Below are 14915 nucleotides of genomic sequence, written 5' to 3' on the forward strand. Positions count from 1 at the left end.
GTTGTTCACGTCCGTCGACGACGTCGCCGCCCGTCTCGCCGAGACCGGCTACCTCGCCTCCCCCGCCGTCGCCACGACGGTCTTCCTCGCCGCCCGGCTGGGCAAGCCGCTGCTGGTGGAGGGCCCGGCCGGGGTCGGCAAGACCGAACTGGCCAAGGCCGTCGCCCAGGTGGCCGGGGCGCGGCTGGTGCGGCTCCAGTGCTACGAGGGCGTGGACGAGTCGCGGGCGCTGTACGAGTGGAACCACGCCAAGCAGTTGCTGCGGATCAGCGCGGGCCGCGGCGAGAGCTGGGACGACACCCGCACCGACATCTTCGGCGAGGAGTTCCTGCTGCCCCGCCCGCTGCTCACCGCCATCCGGGGCGACGAGCCGACGGTGCTGCTCATCGACGAGACCGACAAGGCCGACGTCGAGATGGAGGGCCTGCTGCTGGAGGTGCTCAGCGACTTCCAGATCACGGTCCCGGAGCTGGGCACGGTCACCGCCACCCGCCGCCCGTTCGTCGTCCTCACCTCCAACGCCGCCCGGGAGCTGTCCGAAGCACTGCGCCGCCGCTGCCTGTTCCTGCACATCGGGTTCCCCGAGGAGGAACTGGAGCGCCGGATCGTACGGCTGAAGGTGCCGGGCCTCGACCGGGCACTGACCGACGCGGTGGTCCGGGTGGTGCACGCGCTGCGCGCGATGGACCTGCGCAAGGCGCCGTCCGTCGCGGAGACCGTCGACTGGGCGCACACCCTGCTGGCCCTGGGCGCCGGCGCCCTCGACGAGACCGTCGTACGGGAGACGCTCGGGGTGATCCTCAAGCACCAGGAGGACATCCGGAAGGCGGCGGCCAAGCTCGACCTGGACGCGCTGTGACGGCGGTCGCCGACCGGATCACGGGACTGGCCGGCGCGCTGCGCGCGCACGGTGTGCGGATCGGCACCGGGGAGACCGTGGACGCGGCCCGCGCGGCGGAGGCGCTGGGGCTCGCGGACCGGGAATTGCTGCGCGAGGGCCTGGCCGCGACGCTGCTGCACGGACCGGGCCAACGCGCCCTGTTCGACTCGGTCTTCGACCTGTACTTCCCGCGCGGTGTCGGCGGCCCGGAGGAGCCTGCCCGCGACCGCGAGGAGCTGCGCGACCGGCTCGCCGGGGCGCTGGCCGCCGACGACCGGGCGTCGCTGGCCCGGCTGGCGGCGGAGGCGGTCGACGGCCTGGGCGGGTACGGGAGTCCGCCCGGCTCGCAGGGCTGGTCGGCGCACCAGACCCTCGAACGGCTGCGGCCGCAGACCCTGTTGGCCCGGGTACGGGCCGACGTGCGCGGCCGGAGCGGCGGCGGGACGGGCTTCGCGGACCGGCTGCTGGACGACGAGATCCGGGGGCGGATCGAGGAGTTCCGGCGGATGGTCGGGGCCGAGGCGCGGCGCCGGGTGGCGGAGCGGCGCGGGCGGGACGAGATCGCGCGGCGGGCCGTGCGGCCGACCGCGGACCGGGTCGACTTCCTGTCCGCGAACCGGGACCAGCTCGCCGAGCTGCGCAGGGCCGTGGCGCCGCTGGCGCGCAAGCTGGCCACCCGGCTCGCCGCGCGCCGCCGCCGGGCCGCGCGCGGCACCATCGACCTGCGCCGCACGCTGCGCTCCTCGCTGTCCACGGGCGGGGTGCCCGTGCGGCCGGTGCTGCGCCGGCGCCGCCCGGTCCGTCCCGAACTGGTGCTGCTGTGCGACGTGTCCGGTTCCGTCTCCGGCTTCTCGGACTTCACCATGCTGCTCGTGCAGGCCCTGCACGACCAGTTCGCCAAGGTCCGCGTGTTCGCCTTCGTCAACCGGCTCGACGAGGTGACCGGGCTGCTCGGCCACGGCCGCGCCGACCCGGACGGGCTCGGGGCCCGCATCCGTGCCGAGGCCGCGCTCACGGGCCGGCACGGCAGCAGCGACTACGGGGTGGCGCTGGGCGAGTTCGCCGAGCGGTACGGCGCCGCGGTCGGCCCGCGCACGACGGTGTTCGTCCTCGGGGACGCCCGGACGAACAGGAGCGACCCGAACCTCGCCGCGGTGCGCGAGATCGCCCGGCGGGCCCGGCGCGTCTACTGGCTGAACCCCGAGCCGGGCGACCGGTGGGGCACCGGCGACTCGGCCGCGCCCGCCTACGCCGGCCTCGTCGAGATGCACGAGTGCCGCACGGCCCGGCAGCTGAGCGCGCTGATCGCCCGCCTGCTGCCGGTGTGACACGGGTGACGCGGGTGACACCGGGCGCCCGGCCGTGATCCACTGGCCGGACGCCGGACGCCGGACGACGGTGCGTACGGCCGGTACGCCGGAGCACGGGGCGCACGGCCGGTCGCCGCGCCGGGGCCGGCGCCACGACGGAGTGGCCGGGGCCGGGGGCCGGGGCACGACCGGCCGGGCGCGGCCCCGGTCCACCGCACCGGCGGCCACCGGCCGGCCCGCCACCGATCCGAGGACGTCGCCATGAGCCACCACCCGCCCGTACCGCTGGGCACCTTCCCCACCCCCGTCGAACCGGCGCCCCGGCTGGCCGCCGCGCTCGGGCTCGGGCCGGACGACCTGTGGGTGAAACGGGACGACCTGACCGGCCTGGGCGGCGGCGGCAACAAGATCCGCAAGCTGGAGTGGACGGTGGCCGAGGCCCTGGCCGAGGGCGCCGACACGCTCGTGACGACGGGGGCGCCGCAGAGCAACCACGCCCGGCTGACCGCCGCCGCGGGCGCCCGGCTCGGCCTGGACGTCGTCCTCGTGCTGCGCGGCTCCCCGGGCACCTCGCGGTCCGGGAACCTCGCCCTGGACGGGCTGTTCGGGGCGCGGCTCGCCTGGGCCGGCGACGTGGACCAGGCGGGGCTGGACGCGGCGGCCGCCGACGTGCGCGCACGCCTGCGGGCGGACGGCGCGCGTCCGGCGCAGATCCCGTTCGGCGGCTCCAGCACACTGGGTGCCCGGGGGTACGCCCGCTGCGGCGCGGAGCTGCGCGAGCAACTCCCGGGCCTGCGCACCGCGGTGGTCGCGCTCGGCTCGGGCGGCACCATGGCCGGGCTGGTCGCGGCCCTGGGCAGCGGATCGGTGCTCGGCGTCGACGTGGGCGCGTCGGCCGAACCGGCCGCGGCGGTGGCGGAGTTCGCGGCGCCGCTCACGGCGGAGGAGGTCACCCCGGCGGGGCTGCGGGTCCGCCGGGACCAGGTGGGTGCCGGGTACGCGTCCCTGACCGCCCCCGTCGCCCAGGCCCTCCGGCTGGCCGCCCGCACCGAGGGCCTGGTCCTCGACCCCGTCTACACGGGCCGGGCCCTCGCCGGTCTCCTGGCGGCCGTCCGGGACGGCGACGTCCGCCCGGGCGAGCGGACGGTCCTCGTGCACACCGGCGGTCTGCCGGGCCTGTTCGGCCACGCGGACGCGGTGGAGTTCGCGGAGGCGGGGGCGGAGATCTTCGGCGCCTGAGGACGGCGGACGGTCCCCGGCCCCAGCCGTACCCGGAGCCCGCCGCGGCCGGCGCACGGCGGCCTGCGGCGGGCCACCGGGCCGCGGGGCGTGCGGCCCGGTGCGGTGTCGGTGTCGGCGGGGGTGGCCGGTGCCGGGCCCGCCGGGCCCTCGGTGCGGTACCCCGCGGAAATTGGTCGGACGCGACCCGCAACCTCGCCCGGGGCCGGACGTCTGTCGGGGTGGAGGCCTCCACTTCGTCCCGTCGTCCGACCCGAGCCACCGAAGGAACCCATGTCCGCACACCGTGTCCCACGCCCGCCCCGCAACCGCAGGCTGCGCGCCGCGCTGGGAGTCTCCGCCGTAGGCGCGGCCCTGGCCGTCGCCGGCGCCATCACCGCCCAGGCCGCCCAGGGCGAGAGCCGCACCCCGGCCCACTCCCCCGTCCACCCGGAGCCCGCCGCGCCGGCCCCCGCCCCGGCGGCCGACCGGACGGCTCCGTCCCCGGTGCCGTCGCCGGTCCGCACCGCGACCCCGTCCCCGGTGCCGTCCCCCGTCCGCACCGCGACCCCGTCCCCGGTGCCGTCCCCCGTCCGCACGGCGAGTGTCCCCGCTCCGGTCCCCGCCACTCCCTCTCCCGCTCCGGCGGCTCCCGGGCGGGCCACTCCGAGCCCGGTGCCGTCCGCCGCCCCCGCGCACCCGCAGTCGGCGCCCGTGCCCCGGCACCACCACCGTCACACCGCGCCGGCACCGGTGCCGGTTCCGCAGCAGTACTAGGCAGGGCCGGTGCGGGGAGCCGTCGCGCGGCGGCTCCCCGCACCCGGCACCGGGAGATCCATGACGACAGCGACACCCCCCGCGGCGGTCCTGCCCCGGGCACGAGCCCGCGCCCGCGCCCGCGCCCCGGAGCGTCCCGCGTCCCTGCGGCGCCTCGCCCACCGGCTGCGGGTCCGGGTCCTCGCCCGCACCCGTTCGGGCACGGCCGAGGCGGCGCCCGGCGCCGGGCCGTACGCGGGCCCCGTGGCCGACGCCGGCCCCCCGCCGGACATCGAGGAGCTGTACCACCACCGGCGGCTGTCGCTGGTGCGCCTCGCGGTGCTGCTGGTGGACGACCTGCCGACGGCCGAGGACGTCGTCCAGGACGCGTTCACCGCGCTGTTCCGGCGGCACGGGCACCGGCTCGCCGCGCTGGACGACCCGGAGGCGTACCTGCGGACCAGTGTCGTCAACACGGCCCGCTCGGTGCTGCGCCGCCGCCGGACCGTACGGGCGCACACGCCCCAGCCCGAGGGGCACGCGCCCGCCCCGGAGGAGGACGTGCTGCTGCACGAGGACCACCGGGAGGTGCTGGCGGCGCTGCGCATGCTGACCAGGCGCCAGCGGGAGGTGCTCGTCCTGCGCTACTGGTCGCACCTGACCGAGGCCGAGATCGCGGCGACGCTCGGCCTGTCGCGCGGGACAGTCAAGTCCACGGCCAGTCGGGCCCTGGACGCGCTGGGCCGACGGTTGGAGGGACTGCGATGAACGGCTCCGGTACGGAAACGGCGGCGGCGCCGGTCGAGGAGCGGCTGCGGGCCGCCCTGGCCGCACGCGCGCACGCCGTCGGCCCGGCCGACCTGCGGCCCCTCGGCCCGCCGGCCGGAGCGGCGCGCACCCGGCGGGTGCCGGTGCGCCGGGCGGTGCTGGGCGTGCTGGCCCTGGCGGCAGCGGCCGCGCTGGTGTTCTTCGCGGTGCGCGGCGGGCGGCCGGGTCCGGCCGAGCCCGCCCGCTCCCCGCAGCACCCCCGGACCGCCACGCCGTCGCCGGTGCCGTCCGCGGTGCCCACGTCCCCGGACGGCCCGGTCCGGCCGGTCCCGAGCCCGGCCCAGCCCTGACCCGCTCCCCCGCTCGCCCCACACGCTCGGCCCGGACGGTCGCCCCGGACAGTCGGCCCGGACGCGGGGCGGGCGCGCACACCCGTGCTCGACTCGCATCACGTCCCGGCCGCCGCCACGGCCCTGCTGATCACCTCGGGCATCGCCGGGCCGGGGCCGCCCCTGTACGGGCTGCTGGTCGGCCTCGCCCCCGTGCTCACCGTCGCCCCGCTGCTCACCGCCGCGACCTCCGCCCGGGGCCTGGGCGGGAGCGGTGCGGGCTGACGTACGACCCGAGTCCGGAGGCACGCATGACCCGCAGGAGAAGCGACACCACCGGGACCGCGGCCGGGGCAGCCCCGGCCGCGGTCCCGGCGAACGGGGCGGTGCCCGGGTGCGGCACCGCCCGCGGGAACCGGGTCGCCTCCCCACCGGGCGGCCCGTGGGGAGGCGGTCCCCCGTGGGTGCCGTGACCGTCGTCCGCATCGCGTGGGGAACGGCCCTGGCCGCGGCCCCCGGCGCCGTGGTGCGCGTGCTGGGCGCCCGCCAGGCCCTCCCGGGGCTCGCCCCGGCCGCCGGCCTGGCGCCGCCCGCGTGGGCGGTCCTGCCCGGCCCCCTGCACACCGCCACCATGGCCGGCCTCGCCGTGTCGGGCCGCCGGTGGCGCACGGCGGCCCGCGCCGACGCGGCGGTCGCCGGCGCCGCCACGGTGGGCGGCCGGTGCGCGGCCCGTACGGCCGTACGGCCCGGCCCGCCCTGGGAGCGCGGGGCCCCGGGCGCTGCGCTGGTTCGAACGGACCCGGGCGGCCTGCGGCCCGTCCGGGCTGTTCGCGGAGGAGTACGACGTCCGTCAGCGCCGGCTGCGCGGCAACCTCCCCCAGGCGTTCGTCCACGCCCTGCTGCTGGAGTGCGCCGTCCGCATGAACGACGCCGCGAAGCTCCCGCTGTGAGAAAGCCGGGCGTGCCCGTGCGAGGCGAGCGGCGGTGGCGCGGGTCAGGCGACGAGGCCGAGGCGCGGTCCGCCGCCGTCGTGCAGGCGCCTGAAGAAGGCCAGCACACCCGCGGAGCCGCCGGCCCAGGTGGCGCTCGGCCGGGTGAGACCGGTGTCCGGGAACACGGGCCGGGACCAGGTGCCGCCGCTGCGGCCGAGGATGAGCAGGGCGACGGTCTCGGCCGCCTCGCGGAACTCCTCGGACGCGGACGCCTCCGCCACGTCCACCATCAGGTCGCCCACCCCGGCCAGCCCGCAGCACTGCGTGACCAGCGGCATCCGCGGTGCCAGCGCGGCGCAGGCGCGCGCGGCCCGCCGGGCGAGGTCGAGGTACCCGGGCTCGTCGAGGTGCTCGGCGGCCCGGACGAGTACGGTCCCGATGCCGGCCAGGCCCCGGCACCAGGAGCCGTAGCGGCGGGTCGCCCCCGGCTCGGCGGCCGCCGCGATGATGTCCGGGGTCACGGCGGCCAGCCGCGCGACCGCCCGCTCGGCGCGGCCGAGCACGTCCGGGTCGCCGGTCGCGGCGCCGTGTTCGAGCAGGAAGCAGGCGACGCCCGCCTCGCCGTGCGCGATGCCCTCGCGGAGTGCGGCGCTGCCGGCCGTGTCCGGGCCGGCCGGGGTCAGCCGGGCGGTGCCCGACGCCAGCATCCGGTCGCAGTCGGCGGCGACGGCGAGGTGCCGGTCCGCCGCGTCCCGGTCGCCGGTCCGCAGGGCGTGCCGGGCGAGCAGCAGCCGGCCGAGTCCGACCCCGGCGGCGCCCGCGATCAGGTCCGCCTCCGGGGGCCCGCCGTCCGGGGCGCGGTCCGGCAGGACGGGATGGCCGCCGGGCCGCGCGCCCGCGCCCGGCCCCGCCTCCACGCTCGCACCCGTTACCGCACCCGCCTCGGCGAGGAAGAGTGCGACGCCGGTGCGTCCCGTGTAGAAGCCGGGCGGCAGGTTCCTGGACTGTTCCGCCGTCCACCGCGCCAGCGCGGTGACGGCCGCGCGCACGCCGGGCCGGTGCGTGTGGTGGAGGAGCTCCAGCCCGAGGCCCGAACTGCCGCCGTAGACGTCGACCGAGGTGGGGACGTTCAGCCGGGCGGCCCGTGCCGGGTCCGCGATCGCGTGTGCCTCACCGGCGCAGTACGCGGTCGTGTGCTCGATGATCTCGCCCAGCAGGTCCCCGTCGATCCGGGGGTGCGCGGGCCGGCGCGCGGTTCTGGCCGTGCCGGTGCGCAGGCGGTCGGCGGCGGCGGTCCGTTCGGCCGGGTCGAAGCCGAGGAGGCCGGTGATCGACGACCGGATCTCCCGGTGGGCGCGGCCGGGCAGCGCCCAGGCCAGGCAGGACAGGGTCCGGTCCCGGTTGACGCCGTGGTCGGTGTCGACGACGACCGGGTCCAGGCCGGTGGCGGCGAAGAAGAGGGTGGCGCCCAGGGCGTAGTGGTCGTCGGCGGGGGTGGCCGGTCCGCTCGCGGGCAGCACCGGCTCGCTGTATCCGGGGGTCGCTCCGCCCGGGCCGGAGCCGTCCCACTCGCTGATCCCGAAGTCGATCACGTGGCAGTGGCCGGGGCCCGAGTCGTCGAGCACGACGTTGTCGGGCTTGAGGTCGCGGACGACGACGTTCCGGCCGTGGATCGCGTCCAGGACGCGCAGCAGCCGGGAGGCGAGGGCGGACAGGGTGCGGGCCGGCCGGGTGTCGTCGTCCCGGTAGGGGCCGTCGCGCAGGACGTCCCGGCGCAGGTCCCGGTCGCCGCAGCTGCTCATCACCAGGTACTCGTCCGACCGGTGGGCGAAGTAGTCCAGGAGGCGGGGCACGCCCGTGACGCCGTCCAGCCTGCCGAGGACCGCGCGCTCGTTGCGCAGCCGGTGGCGGGCGTCCGCGCCGGACTCGTCCTCGCCCACGAAGGCCCTGGCCTGTTTGACCACCACCGGCCGGCCGAGGGTGCGGTCGAGGGCGCGGTAGACGTTGCCGCGGGCCGCGCGCGCGATGCCGGCGGTGACCGTGTAGCGTCCGCCGCCGAAGCCGGGCGCGGACGGCTCGGCGCGGTGTCCGGAGCCGGTCGCGAAGGGGTCCTCGGCCCAGGGCGGGCACCGGTAGCGGCCGACGGCCAGGCCGTCGAAGACGCTGCCGTCCGGCCCGGTCATGACGGATTCGAGCCGCCCGCTCCGGCCGGTCCGGTAGTCGCCCGTGAAGGGGCCGTAGCGGTAGTAGACGGGGGCCCTCGGGTCGACCCGCCGGTCGCTGACGACCCGCGGTCCCTCGCGGTCGCGCAGTACGGCGGCGAGTTCCCGGGCGACCTCGACCACGGTGCCGGCCAGGGGGTAGACGGTGATCGCCTTGCCGACGGCGCCGGCGCTCACCACCCCGGAGTTGAGGCGGCGCAGCGTCTGCGGGTCGCGGGCGAACTTGGCGTGGCAGACGTGCCGGGACAGCACCGGCAGGACGAGCCGGGTCACGGCGTCGAGGTCGCCGGGACGGGCCGAGACGTGCAGTTTCCAGCCGTGTTCCATCGCCGGCATCCGCGGGTCGTTCAGGTACGACCACGTGTCGTCGGACCAGCCGCTGCGGCCGGCGATGGAGACGGCCACCGCTACGAGTTCAGGTCACAGGCGAAGCGGGTGGTGGCGGTCACCCAGGGGTCCGCGAGACACGCCGTGTGCTCGCGGTCGCCGCGGTCGTCGTCCTCGAACGCGATCGCGTCGTCGTCGATCTCCAGCGGACCCGCGTCGCGGAATCGGTCGGTTTCCAGAAGATCCGGCACGGCTACAGGCATGTGACGCCTCCTTGGTCTGTCGTGCGCTGAGGAACGGGAAACGGCCGGCACGGGCCGGTGGACCCGCTGGGCCGGACTCGCTGCACCAAGGTAGGGAGGGGCGTATCCGCTGACAAGGGGGCAGGTGGCGCCGCTGTTGCCGCAGATGCCGCCGGGAGCCGTGCGGCCCCCGGCCGGAGCACTAGGTTCCGCCGCCGGGGTGCGCGCCGTCGTCGGGTGGCCGGCCGTGCAGGGGCTCGGGTGGCGGCTCGAAGTGCACCTGGACCTTCTGGAACCCCTTGAACGCCTCGGTCGCGGCGTACGACCGGTAGGCGCGGCGGTCCGCCGGGCTCAGGTGGACCCGGTCCGTGAACGGGGTAAGCAGGCTGCGGGGCCACAGGCGCAGCACCCGTACGGACGCCACCTCGGCCGCCGTGACGAAGATCAGCGCCCCGACGTAGAGCCAGGCGAAGAGGCCGAGGACGATGCCGAACATGCCGTAGGTGGCGGTGGTCCCGCGCAGGACGTGGCTGACGTAGTAGGTGCCCACCCACTGCACCGCCTGCCATGCGCAGGCCGCGCCCAGGGCGACGCCGGCCAGCCGGCGCGCCGGCAGCGCCCGGTGTGTCAGCAGCCGGTACCCCAGGTGGAGCAGGACGGCGTTCAGGCAGACGGACGCGACGGTGGCGGCGATCCAGGTGCCGCCCCGCAGCGGCGCGCCGAACAGGTAGGTCTGCGAGGCCGCGACGGAGAGCAGGGTGAACGCGCCCAGGCCCACGGCGAGGAGCAGCAGGAACAGCAGGCCCTTCAGCCGCGACCGGAACGGGTCGTGGCGGGCGTGCCGGGGGACCGCCCAGATCTTGTTGAGGGCGTACTGCGCGGCCTGGGCCACACCGAGGGAGCCGTAGAGGCTGCCGGCGATGCCCGCGGCGAGCGCGGCCCCACTGCTGTGGAAGGAGTGGATGTTGTGCCCGAGCTGCTCCCCGATGACCGGGAACTCGCCCAGCGCCGAGTCCATGATGTGCCCGCGCAGCCCCGGATCGTCGCTGAGGAAGGTGCTCAGGACGGCGACGAGGATCAGCAGCAGCGGGAAGAGGGAGAGGAAGCCGTAGTAGGTGAGGAGGGCGGCGAGGTACGCGGCCTGGTCGTCGTAGAACTTGTACACGACGGCGAGCGGCAGCCCCACCCAGCGGTGGCGCCGTTGGAAGCCGTCGGCGCGTTCGAGGAACCTCCTGACCGGCGCCCGCTTCGGCGGCGCCCCCCGGGTGGTGTGGAGAGCCACGTTCCTCACCTGCCGTTTTGTGGAGGGTCCGACCGCATGCCGTGTCTAGTACCCGTGCCGGGGGGTGCCACGCGATACCCGTGCGGAACCCGGCCGGGGTCAGTTCGGCAGCGGTTCGGCGGGGTCCTCGGCGCGGTTCTTCACGAGCCCCTCGCTGGTGACGAAGTAGAAGACGGGGAGGACGACGAAGACGGCCGTGGCGAGCAGGGGCGTGACCAGGACGCCCAGGAGGCCGGCGGCGCCGTAGGCGAGGGCTCCGGCCGAGGAGCGCATCAGGCCGTGCCGTACGTAGGCGTCCTCCACGTCCGGCTTCAGCACCTCGGGCCGCCGGGCGAGCTGGTGGTAGAAGGCGACCCAGCTCAGGCACATCGCCGCGGCCAGCCCGGCGTAGAGGGCGACGGCGACCCGGGCGTCCGGGCCCGCCGGGTCCGCCTGGAACGCGTCCGCGAGCACCGCGGTGGGGAACGACAGCGCGGCCGTGGTGAACAGCAGCAGCAGGTTGGCCGCGTGCAGCCCGCGGTCCATGGCCCTGATCCGGACGAAGGCCTGGTGGTGGTTGAGCCAGATCACCGCGACGTAGCCGAAGGAGGCGAGGTAGCCGAGGTAGACGGGCCACTGGGCCAGCAGGGCGCGGCCGAGGCCGCCCGGCCGGTGCGGCGGGTCGGACAGTCCGAGGGCGAGCAGGGTGACGGCGATGGCCAGGACGCCGTCGCTGAAGGCCTCCGCGCGGGAGGTGTCCGAACGGGAGAATCCGTGGAGGCGGGTGCGGGACACGCTGGCTCCTGACGTGCTCGGCGGTGCGGGACGGGACGCGGGTCCCGGTCCGCCCGGGACGGGACACGGGACAGTGCGGGACGGGGCGCCGCGGGACCGCGGGACCGCGGTCCGGACGAGACGTTAGGGGCCGGCGGGCGGGGCGGGTTGACTGTCCGTGCCCGGGCCGTGGTCCGTGCGCGCCCGCGCGGTCGGCGGGCACGGGGCTCCCGGACGGCCGAGCATAGTGAGGCGCCGCACCCCTCTCGCGCCTGTGCGCGCACGGTTCCTTGCCCGAGAGCGAACCGATCGTGCGCGGCCCCTCGTGCCGCGGCCCCGGGCCGGTCCGGCGTGAGATCGGACACCGTGGGCGGCTGGCACCGGCCGGGCATACTGTCCGGCATCGACGACCCCGGGGGATGGTGTGCTGCTTCTCGATCTCGCCACCGTGGCGCCACGTGACCGGGCGGACGCGTTCCACCACGCGCTCACGGATTCGCTGGTCCCCAACGACGTGGCGCACGAGGAACCCGCCTCGGGGATCCACGCCCGCATGGAGATGTGGCAGGTGGGCGGGCTGCCCCTGTTCTCCACCCGCAACTCCGGCTTCGAGGTGCGGCGCACGCCACGGCACGTGCGGCACCACCGCGACGCGCCCGTGGTCTCCGTCTCGCTGCAGCCCGAGGGCGTCCACCGGGCCGAGGTGGCCGGGAGCTGGCGGCTGCTGGGGTTCGACGACATCTGCGTCTTCCACGAGTTGTCGTCGCGGGTGTACGGCTGGTCCGGTGACGGGGCGTCCCAGTCGGTGATGTTCGACATGAATCGGCTCGGCCTGCCGGTGGACGTCGTGGTGCGGGCGGCCGGACGACTGCGCGCCAGTCCGCTGCACGACCTGGTCCTGACCCACCTGCGCGGCCTGTGGCGGGACCCGGACCGGCTGGCCGCGGACCCGGGGGCGCCGGGCGTGGCCTCGGCGACCGCCGATCTGGTCCGCGCGCTGCTGCTGTCGGCGGCGCACACCGAGGAGTCCGCCGCGGTCAGGTCCGTCATGGACGACACCCTGCTGACCCGGATCATGGCCTACGCCCGGCGGCACCTCGCCGACCCGGCGCTGACGCCGGAGCGGATGGCGGCGGAGCACGCGATCTCCGTGCGCCGGCTCTACGTGCTGCTCAGTGACGCGGGGATCAGCCTGGAGCAGTGGCTCATCGCCGAACGCCTCGTCAAGGCACGGGAGATGCTGGCCTCCTCCCGGTACGGCCGGCTCACCGTGGCGGCGGTCGCCGCCCGCTGCGGGTTCAGCAGCCCGAGCCACTTCAGCCGTCGCTTCCAGGCGGCCTACGGGACGGCGCCGAGCGAGTGGCGGCGCAGGCAGAGCAAGGAGGCGGCGGGCGCGGCCGGCTGAGCGGGGGCCCGCCGGCCGGTCAGGCGAGGTGCAGGGCGGTGTGCAGGGTGTCCGTCACCTGGATCCGGGCGGCCCGGGAGGCGTCGGTGCGGCGGAGCATGTCGAAGAGGACGAAGGCGTGGATCGTGCCGTGGTAGCGGAGCGACACGACGGGCACGTCCGCCTCCCGCAGCAGTGCGGCGTACGCCTCGCCCTCGTCTCGCAGCACGTCCGCCTCCGCGGTGAGGACGAGCGCCGGGGGCAGGCCCCGCAGGCGGCGGGCGGGGGCGCGCAGCGGGGAGACGGACGCGTGCGCGCGGGTCCGCGGGTCGGGGGCGTACCGCTGCCAGTAGTCCCGCATGGCGGCGCTGCTCAGGAAGTAGCCCTCGGCGAACTGGTGGTAGGAGGGCGTGTCCATGGCCGCGTCGGTCACAGGGCACAGCAGCACCTGGTGCCGGAAGCCCGGGCCGCCGCGTTCCCGTGCCACCAGGGTGAGCGCGGCGGCCTGCTGGGCGCCCGCGCTGGCCCCGACGACGGCCATCCGGTCCCCGTCCAGCCGGCATTCCCGGCCGTGCGCGGCGATCCACCGGGCGACCGTGTACGCCCGCTCGACGGCCCCCGGGTGGCGGGCGTCGTCCGGCCCCTCGTACTCCGGGACGACGACGGCGGCGTCGGCGCCCAGCACGAGGTCGTTGACCAGGCTCCGGTGCGCGTAGGCGTCGGTCAGCATCCAGCCCAGACCGTGCAGGTAGAGCACGACCGGCAGGGCCTCGTCGCTGCCGGCGGGGCGCAGGATGCGCACCCGGATCCGGTTGCCGCCGTGTCCCGGCAGCGCCAGCCACTCCTCCTCCACGTCGGGCTCGTCGCGGCCGCCTCCGGTCCACAGGGACGTCACCCGTGCCCGGGCGGCGGGCGTGTGCGGGCCGGTGGCCGTGGTGTCGGGCAGGGTGTACGTGTCGACGAAGGCACGGGCCAGCCGCTCCAGCACGGGCGCGGTCCGCGGAGCCGGGACGTCGTCTTGCACGTGAACTCCTGCGCGGGGAACGGTTCGTCGGACGAGCTGCGGTCACCCCCGCGGGCGGGTGCGGGGCGCCGGAGACGGCCCCGCCGGCGGGGGTGACCAGAGTAGGGCGCGGGACACGCGGTGCGGGAGGTGTCTGTGCACCGGTTCTTGCCCCTGCCTGCACGGTCCGACCGGTCAGAGAGTGCCGGCCGGGTCCGGGGAGGGGCGGGTACGGTTGCGCCAGTCGCTGGGCGACATGCCGTACGCGGCGCGGAAACTGCGGCTGAAGTGGGTGGCGTTGGCGAAGCCCCAGCGCTTGGCCACCGCGGACACGGCCAGGTCGCCCGCGCCGGGCCGGGCCAGTTCGCGCCGGGCCTCCTCCAGCCGGCGCTGCTGGATCCACCGGCCGACCGTGCGGCCCTGCCCCTGGAAGAGTTTGTGGAGGTAGCGGACCGAGATGTGCTGGGCGTCGGCGACGGTGGCGGGCGTCAGGTTCCGGTCCCACAGGCGGGCGTCGACGTACGCGCGCACCCGCCGGATCAGCTCCTGCTGCTCCGGGGTCGTCCCGGCCGGGGGTTCGGTCTCCTCCGCGGCGAGTGAGCCGACGAACCCGGCGATCGTCGTGGCCAGCCGCAGCGCCGTCCGCGGCGGGTAGGCGGGCAGGGTCCCGGCGAACCGCCGCAGCAGGGGGCCGAGCAGGGGCGCGACCGGGCCGTCGGAGAAGGGGGCCCGGGCGGCGAGGAGACGGACCTGCCGGTCGGTGAGGGTGAGGGCGGCCCGGGGCACGCGCACCAGGTGCAGTTCGAAGTCCTCCGCCTCGTGCAGCACGAAGGGCGTCGCCGCGTCGCGGACGAGGATGTCGTCCGGGCCGCAGGCCGCGGTGCCGTCCTCCCGGAGCAGGGTCGCCCTGCCGAAGGAGTGCACGCCCAGCGTCAGGTGCGGCTCGGCGGCGGCGTCGTCGCAGCGGACGAAGGACCGGGCCGTCCCGGTGTAGGTGCTCACCCGCAGCGGGCCGAGCGTGCGGACCTGCGCCGGGCCGGTGAAGCGGGCGGCGGCGCGGACCCGGGCGGGCAGGAAGGACCGCGGCAGCGCGGACGGCGGTGCGCTCGCCAGGATCAGTCCGGGGTGCGGGGGCCGGCCGGCGTCGCCGCCGCGCGCGGCCGCGCGGGCCGGGCCGCCGGGTGCGGGGGCCGGGGGCGTCAGGCTCATGGGGTTCCCTGGTCGTGGCTCGTCGTGACGGTGGTCCGGGGCCGGTGCGGCCCGTGGCGGACCTCCTTCGCGGGAGGCCGCCTCCCCCAGCCTGGGGCCGGCCGGGAGCGCGGGACGGACCGTCCGGCGTTCCCTGCGGGCAGGGGCACGAGCCGTGCGCCGTGGGGCATCGCGGCGGCCGTTTGTGCCTGCTTTCTTCCTGGTGGTGACGGTGGCCGGCTGCTTGGCTGGTGCGTGTGGCGGGACCGGGTTCCGGCGGCGCGGCCGGCCGCCGCCGTCCGGGAGGGGCGTGGTCCGTCC

At 76.9% G+C, this 14915-nt stretch carries 14 protein-coding genes and 1 pseudogene; 9 read left to right on the plus strand and 6 right to left on the minus strand.

Annotated elements, in window-relative coordinates; all coding sequences use genetic code 11:
• The first annotated feature begins 1 nt into the window (after position 1).
• From ACZ4K2_RS01230 to ACZ4K2_RS01265, 8 genes and pseudogenes are all read left to right on the plus strand, one after another.
• Entirely contained in the window at positions 2–859 is an 858-nt protein-coding gene (locus ACZ4K2_RS01230; RefSeq protein WP_467472697.1) for an AAA family ATPase, read from the plus strand.
• Positions 856–2208: a VWA domain-containing protein gene (locus ACZ4K2_RS01235; RefSeq protein WP_467472695.1), complete on the plus strand. Its 1353-nt coding sequence runs from the start codon at positions 856–858 to the stop codon at positions 2206–2208. Before ACZ4K2_RS01230 ends, ACZ4K2_RS01235 begins: the two co-directional genes overlap by 4 nt.
• 243 nt (positions 2209–2451) lie before the next feature.
• Positions 2452–3429: a D-cysteine desulfhydrase family protein gene (locus ACZ4K2_RS01240; RefSeq protein WP_467472694.1), complete on the plus strand. Its 978-nt coding sequence runs from the start codon at positions 2452–2454 to the stop codon at positions 3427–3429.
• Positions 3430–3702: 273 nt separating this feature from the next.
• Positions 3703–4185 (plus strand): hypothetical protein, encoded by a 483-nt coding sequence (locus ACZ4K2_RS01245; RefSeq protein ID WP_467472692.1) that lies wholly within the window; start codon positions 3703–3705, stop codon positions 4183–4185.
• A gap of 60 nt (positions 4186–4245) precedes the next feature.
• Positions 4246–4932: a SigE family RNA polymerase sigma factor gene (locus ACZ4K2_RS01250; RefSeq protein ID WP_467472690.1), complete on the plus strand. Its 687-nt coding sequence runs from the start codon at positions 4246–4248 to the stop codon at positions 4930–4932.
• Entirely contained in the window at positions 4929–5282 is a 354-nt protein-coding gene (locus tag ACZ4K2_RS01255) for a hypothetical protein (protein WP_467472688.1), read from the plus strand. The genes ACZ4K2_RS01250 and ACZ4K2_RS01255 overlap by 4 nt, the downstream gene beginning before the upstream one ends.
• 84 nt (positions 5283–5366) lie before the next feature.
• Entirely contained in the window at positions 5367–5546 is a 180-nt protein-coding gene (locus ACZ4K2_RS01260) for a hypothetical protein (RefSeq protein WP_467472686.1), read from the plus strand.
• 491 nt (positions 5547–6037) lie between these two features.
• Positions 6038–6211, plus strand: a pseudogene (locus tag ACZ4K2_RS01265) (glycoside hydrolase family 15 protein); the annotation flags it as partial.
• Between the two features lie 44 nt (positions 6212–6255).
• Here the strand turns inward: ACZ4K2_RS01265 and lanL are convergent.
• From lanL to ACZ4K2_RS01285, 4 genes are all read right to left on the minus strand, one after another.
• The gene (lanL, locus tag ACZ4K2_RS01270; protein ID WP_467472683.1) at positions 6256–8820 is read right to left on the minus strand and encodes a class IV lanthionine synthetase LanL; all 2565 of its coding nucleotides are present in this window, start codon (positions 8818–8820) and stop codon (positions 6256–6258) included.
• Positions 8821–8822: 2 nt separating this feature from the next.
• Positions 8823–9005, minus strand: coding sequence for an SflA family class IV lanthipeptide (locus ACZ4K2_RS01275; RefSeq protein WP_467472681.1), 183 nt, complete (start codon positions 9003–9005; stop codon positions 8823–8825).
• A 181-nt stretch (positions 9006–9186) separates the two neighbouring features.
• On the minus strand, positions 9187–10266 hold the full coding sequence (locus tag ACZ4K2_RS01280; protein WP_467472678.1) for a YihY/virulence factor BrkB family protein: 1080 nt from the start codon (positions 10264–10266) through the stop codon (positions 9187–9189).
• A 99-nt stretch (positions 10267–10365) separates the two neighbouring features.
• The gene (locus tag ACZ4K2_RS01285; protein ID WP_467472675.1) at positions 10366–11040 is read right to left on the minus strand and encodes a TMEM175 family protein; all 675 of its coding nucleotides are present in this window, start codon (positions 11038–11040) and stop codon (positions 10366–10368) included.
• A 403-nt stretch (positions 11041–11443) separates the two neighbouring features.
• On the opposite strand from ACZ4K2_RS01285, the gene ACZ4K2_RS01290 reads away from it, so the two are divergent.
• Positions 11444–12424, plus strand: coding sequence for an AraC family transcriptional regulator (locus tag ACZ4K2_RS01290; protein ID WP_467472673.1), 981 nt, complete (start codon positions 11444–11446; stop codon positions 12422–12424).
• A 19-nt stretch (positions 12425–12443) separates the two neighbouring features.
• On the opposite strand, the gene ACZ4K2_RS01295 is transcribed toward ACZ4K2_RS01290, so the two are convergent.
• Together ACZ4K2_RS01295 and ACZ4K2_RS01300 are read right to left on the minus strand one after the other, a co-directional pair.
• Positions 12444–13427: an alpha/beta hydrolase gene (locus tag ACZ4K2_RS01295; RefSeq protein ID WP_467472671.1), complete on the minus strand. Its 984-nt coding sequence runs from the start codon at positions 13425–13427 to the stop codon at positions 12444–12446.
• A gap of 174 nt (positions 13428–13601) precedes the next feature.
• Entirely contained in the window at positions 13602–14615 is a 1014-nt protein-coding gene (locus ACZ4K2_RS01300) for a helix-turn-helix domain-containing protein (RefSeq protein WP_467472670.1), read from the minus strand.
• Positions 14616–14915: the final 300 nt, after the last annotated feature.

The organism is Streptomyces sp. NPDC025833, assembly GCF_055558055.1.

Excerpts from the sequence above, each read along its gene's own strand:
- ACZ4K2_RS01245 (WP_467472692.1), top strand. The coding sequence starts at position 3,703 with ATGTCCGCACACCGTGTCCCACGCCCGCCCCGCAACCGCAGGCTGCGC.
- ACZ4K2_RS01240 (WP_467472694.1), top strand. The coding sequence starts at position 2,452 with ATGAGCCACCACCCGCCCGTACCGCTGGGCACCTTCCCCACCCCCGTC.
- ACZ4K2_RS01255 (WP_467472688.1), top strand. The coding sequence starts at position 4,929 with ATGAACGGCTCCGGTACGGAAACGGCGGCGGCGCCGGTCGAGGAGCGG.
- ACZ4K2_RS01250 (WP_467472690.1), top strand. The coding sequence starts at position 4,246 with ATGACGACAGCGACACCCCCCGCGGCGGTCCTGCCCCGGGCACGAGCC.
- ACZ4K2_RS01275 (WP_467472681.1), bottom strand. The coding sequence starts at position 9,005 with ATGCCTGTAGCCGTGCCGGATCTTCTGGAAACCGACCGATTCCGCGAC.
- ACZ4K2_RS01300 (WP_467472670.1), bottom strand. The coding sequence starts at position 14,615 with ATGAGCCTGACGCCCCCGGCCCCCGCACCCGGCGGCCCGGCCCGCGCG.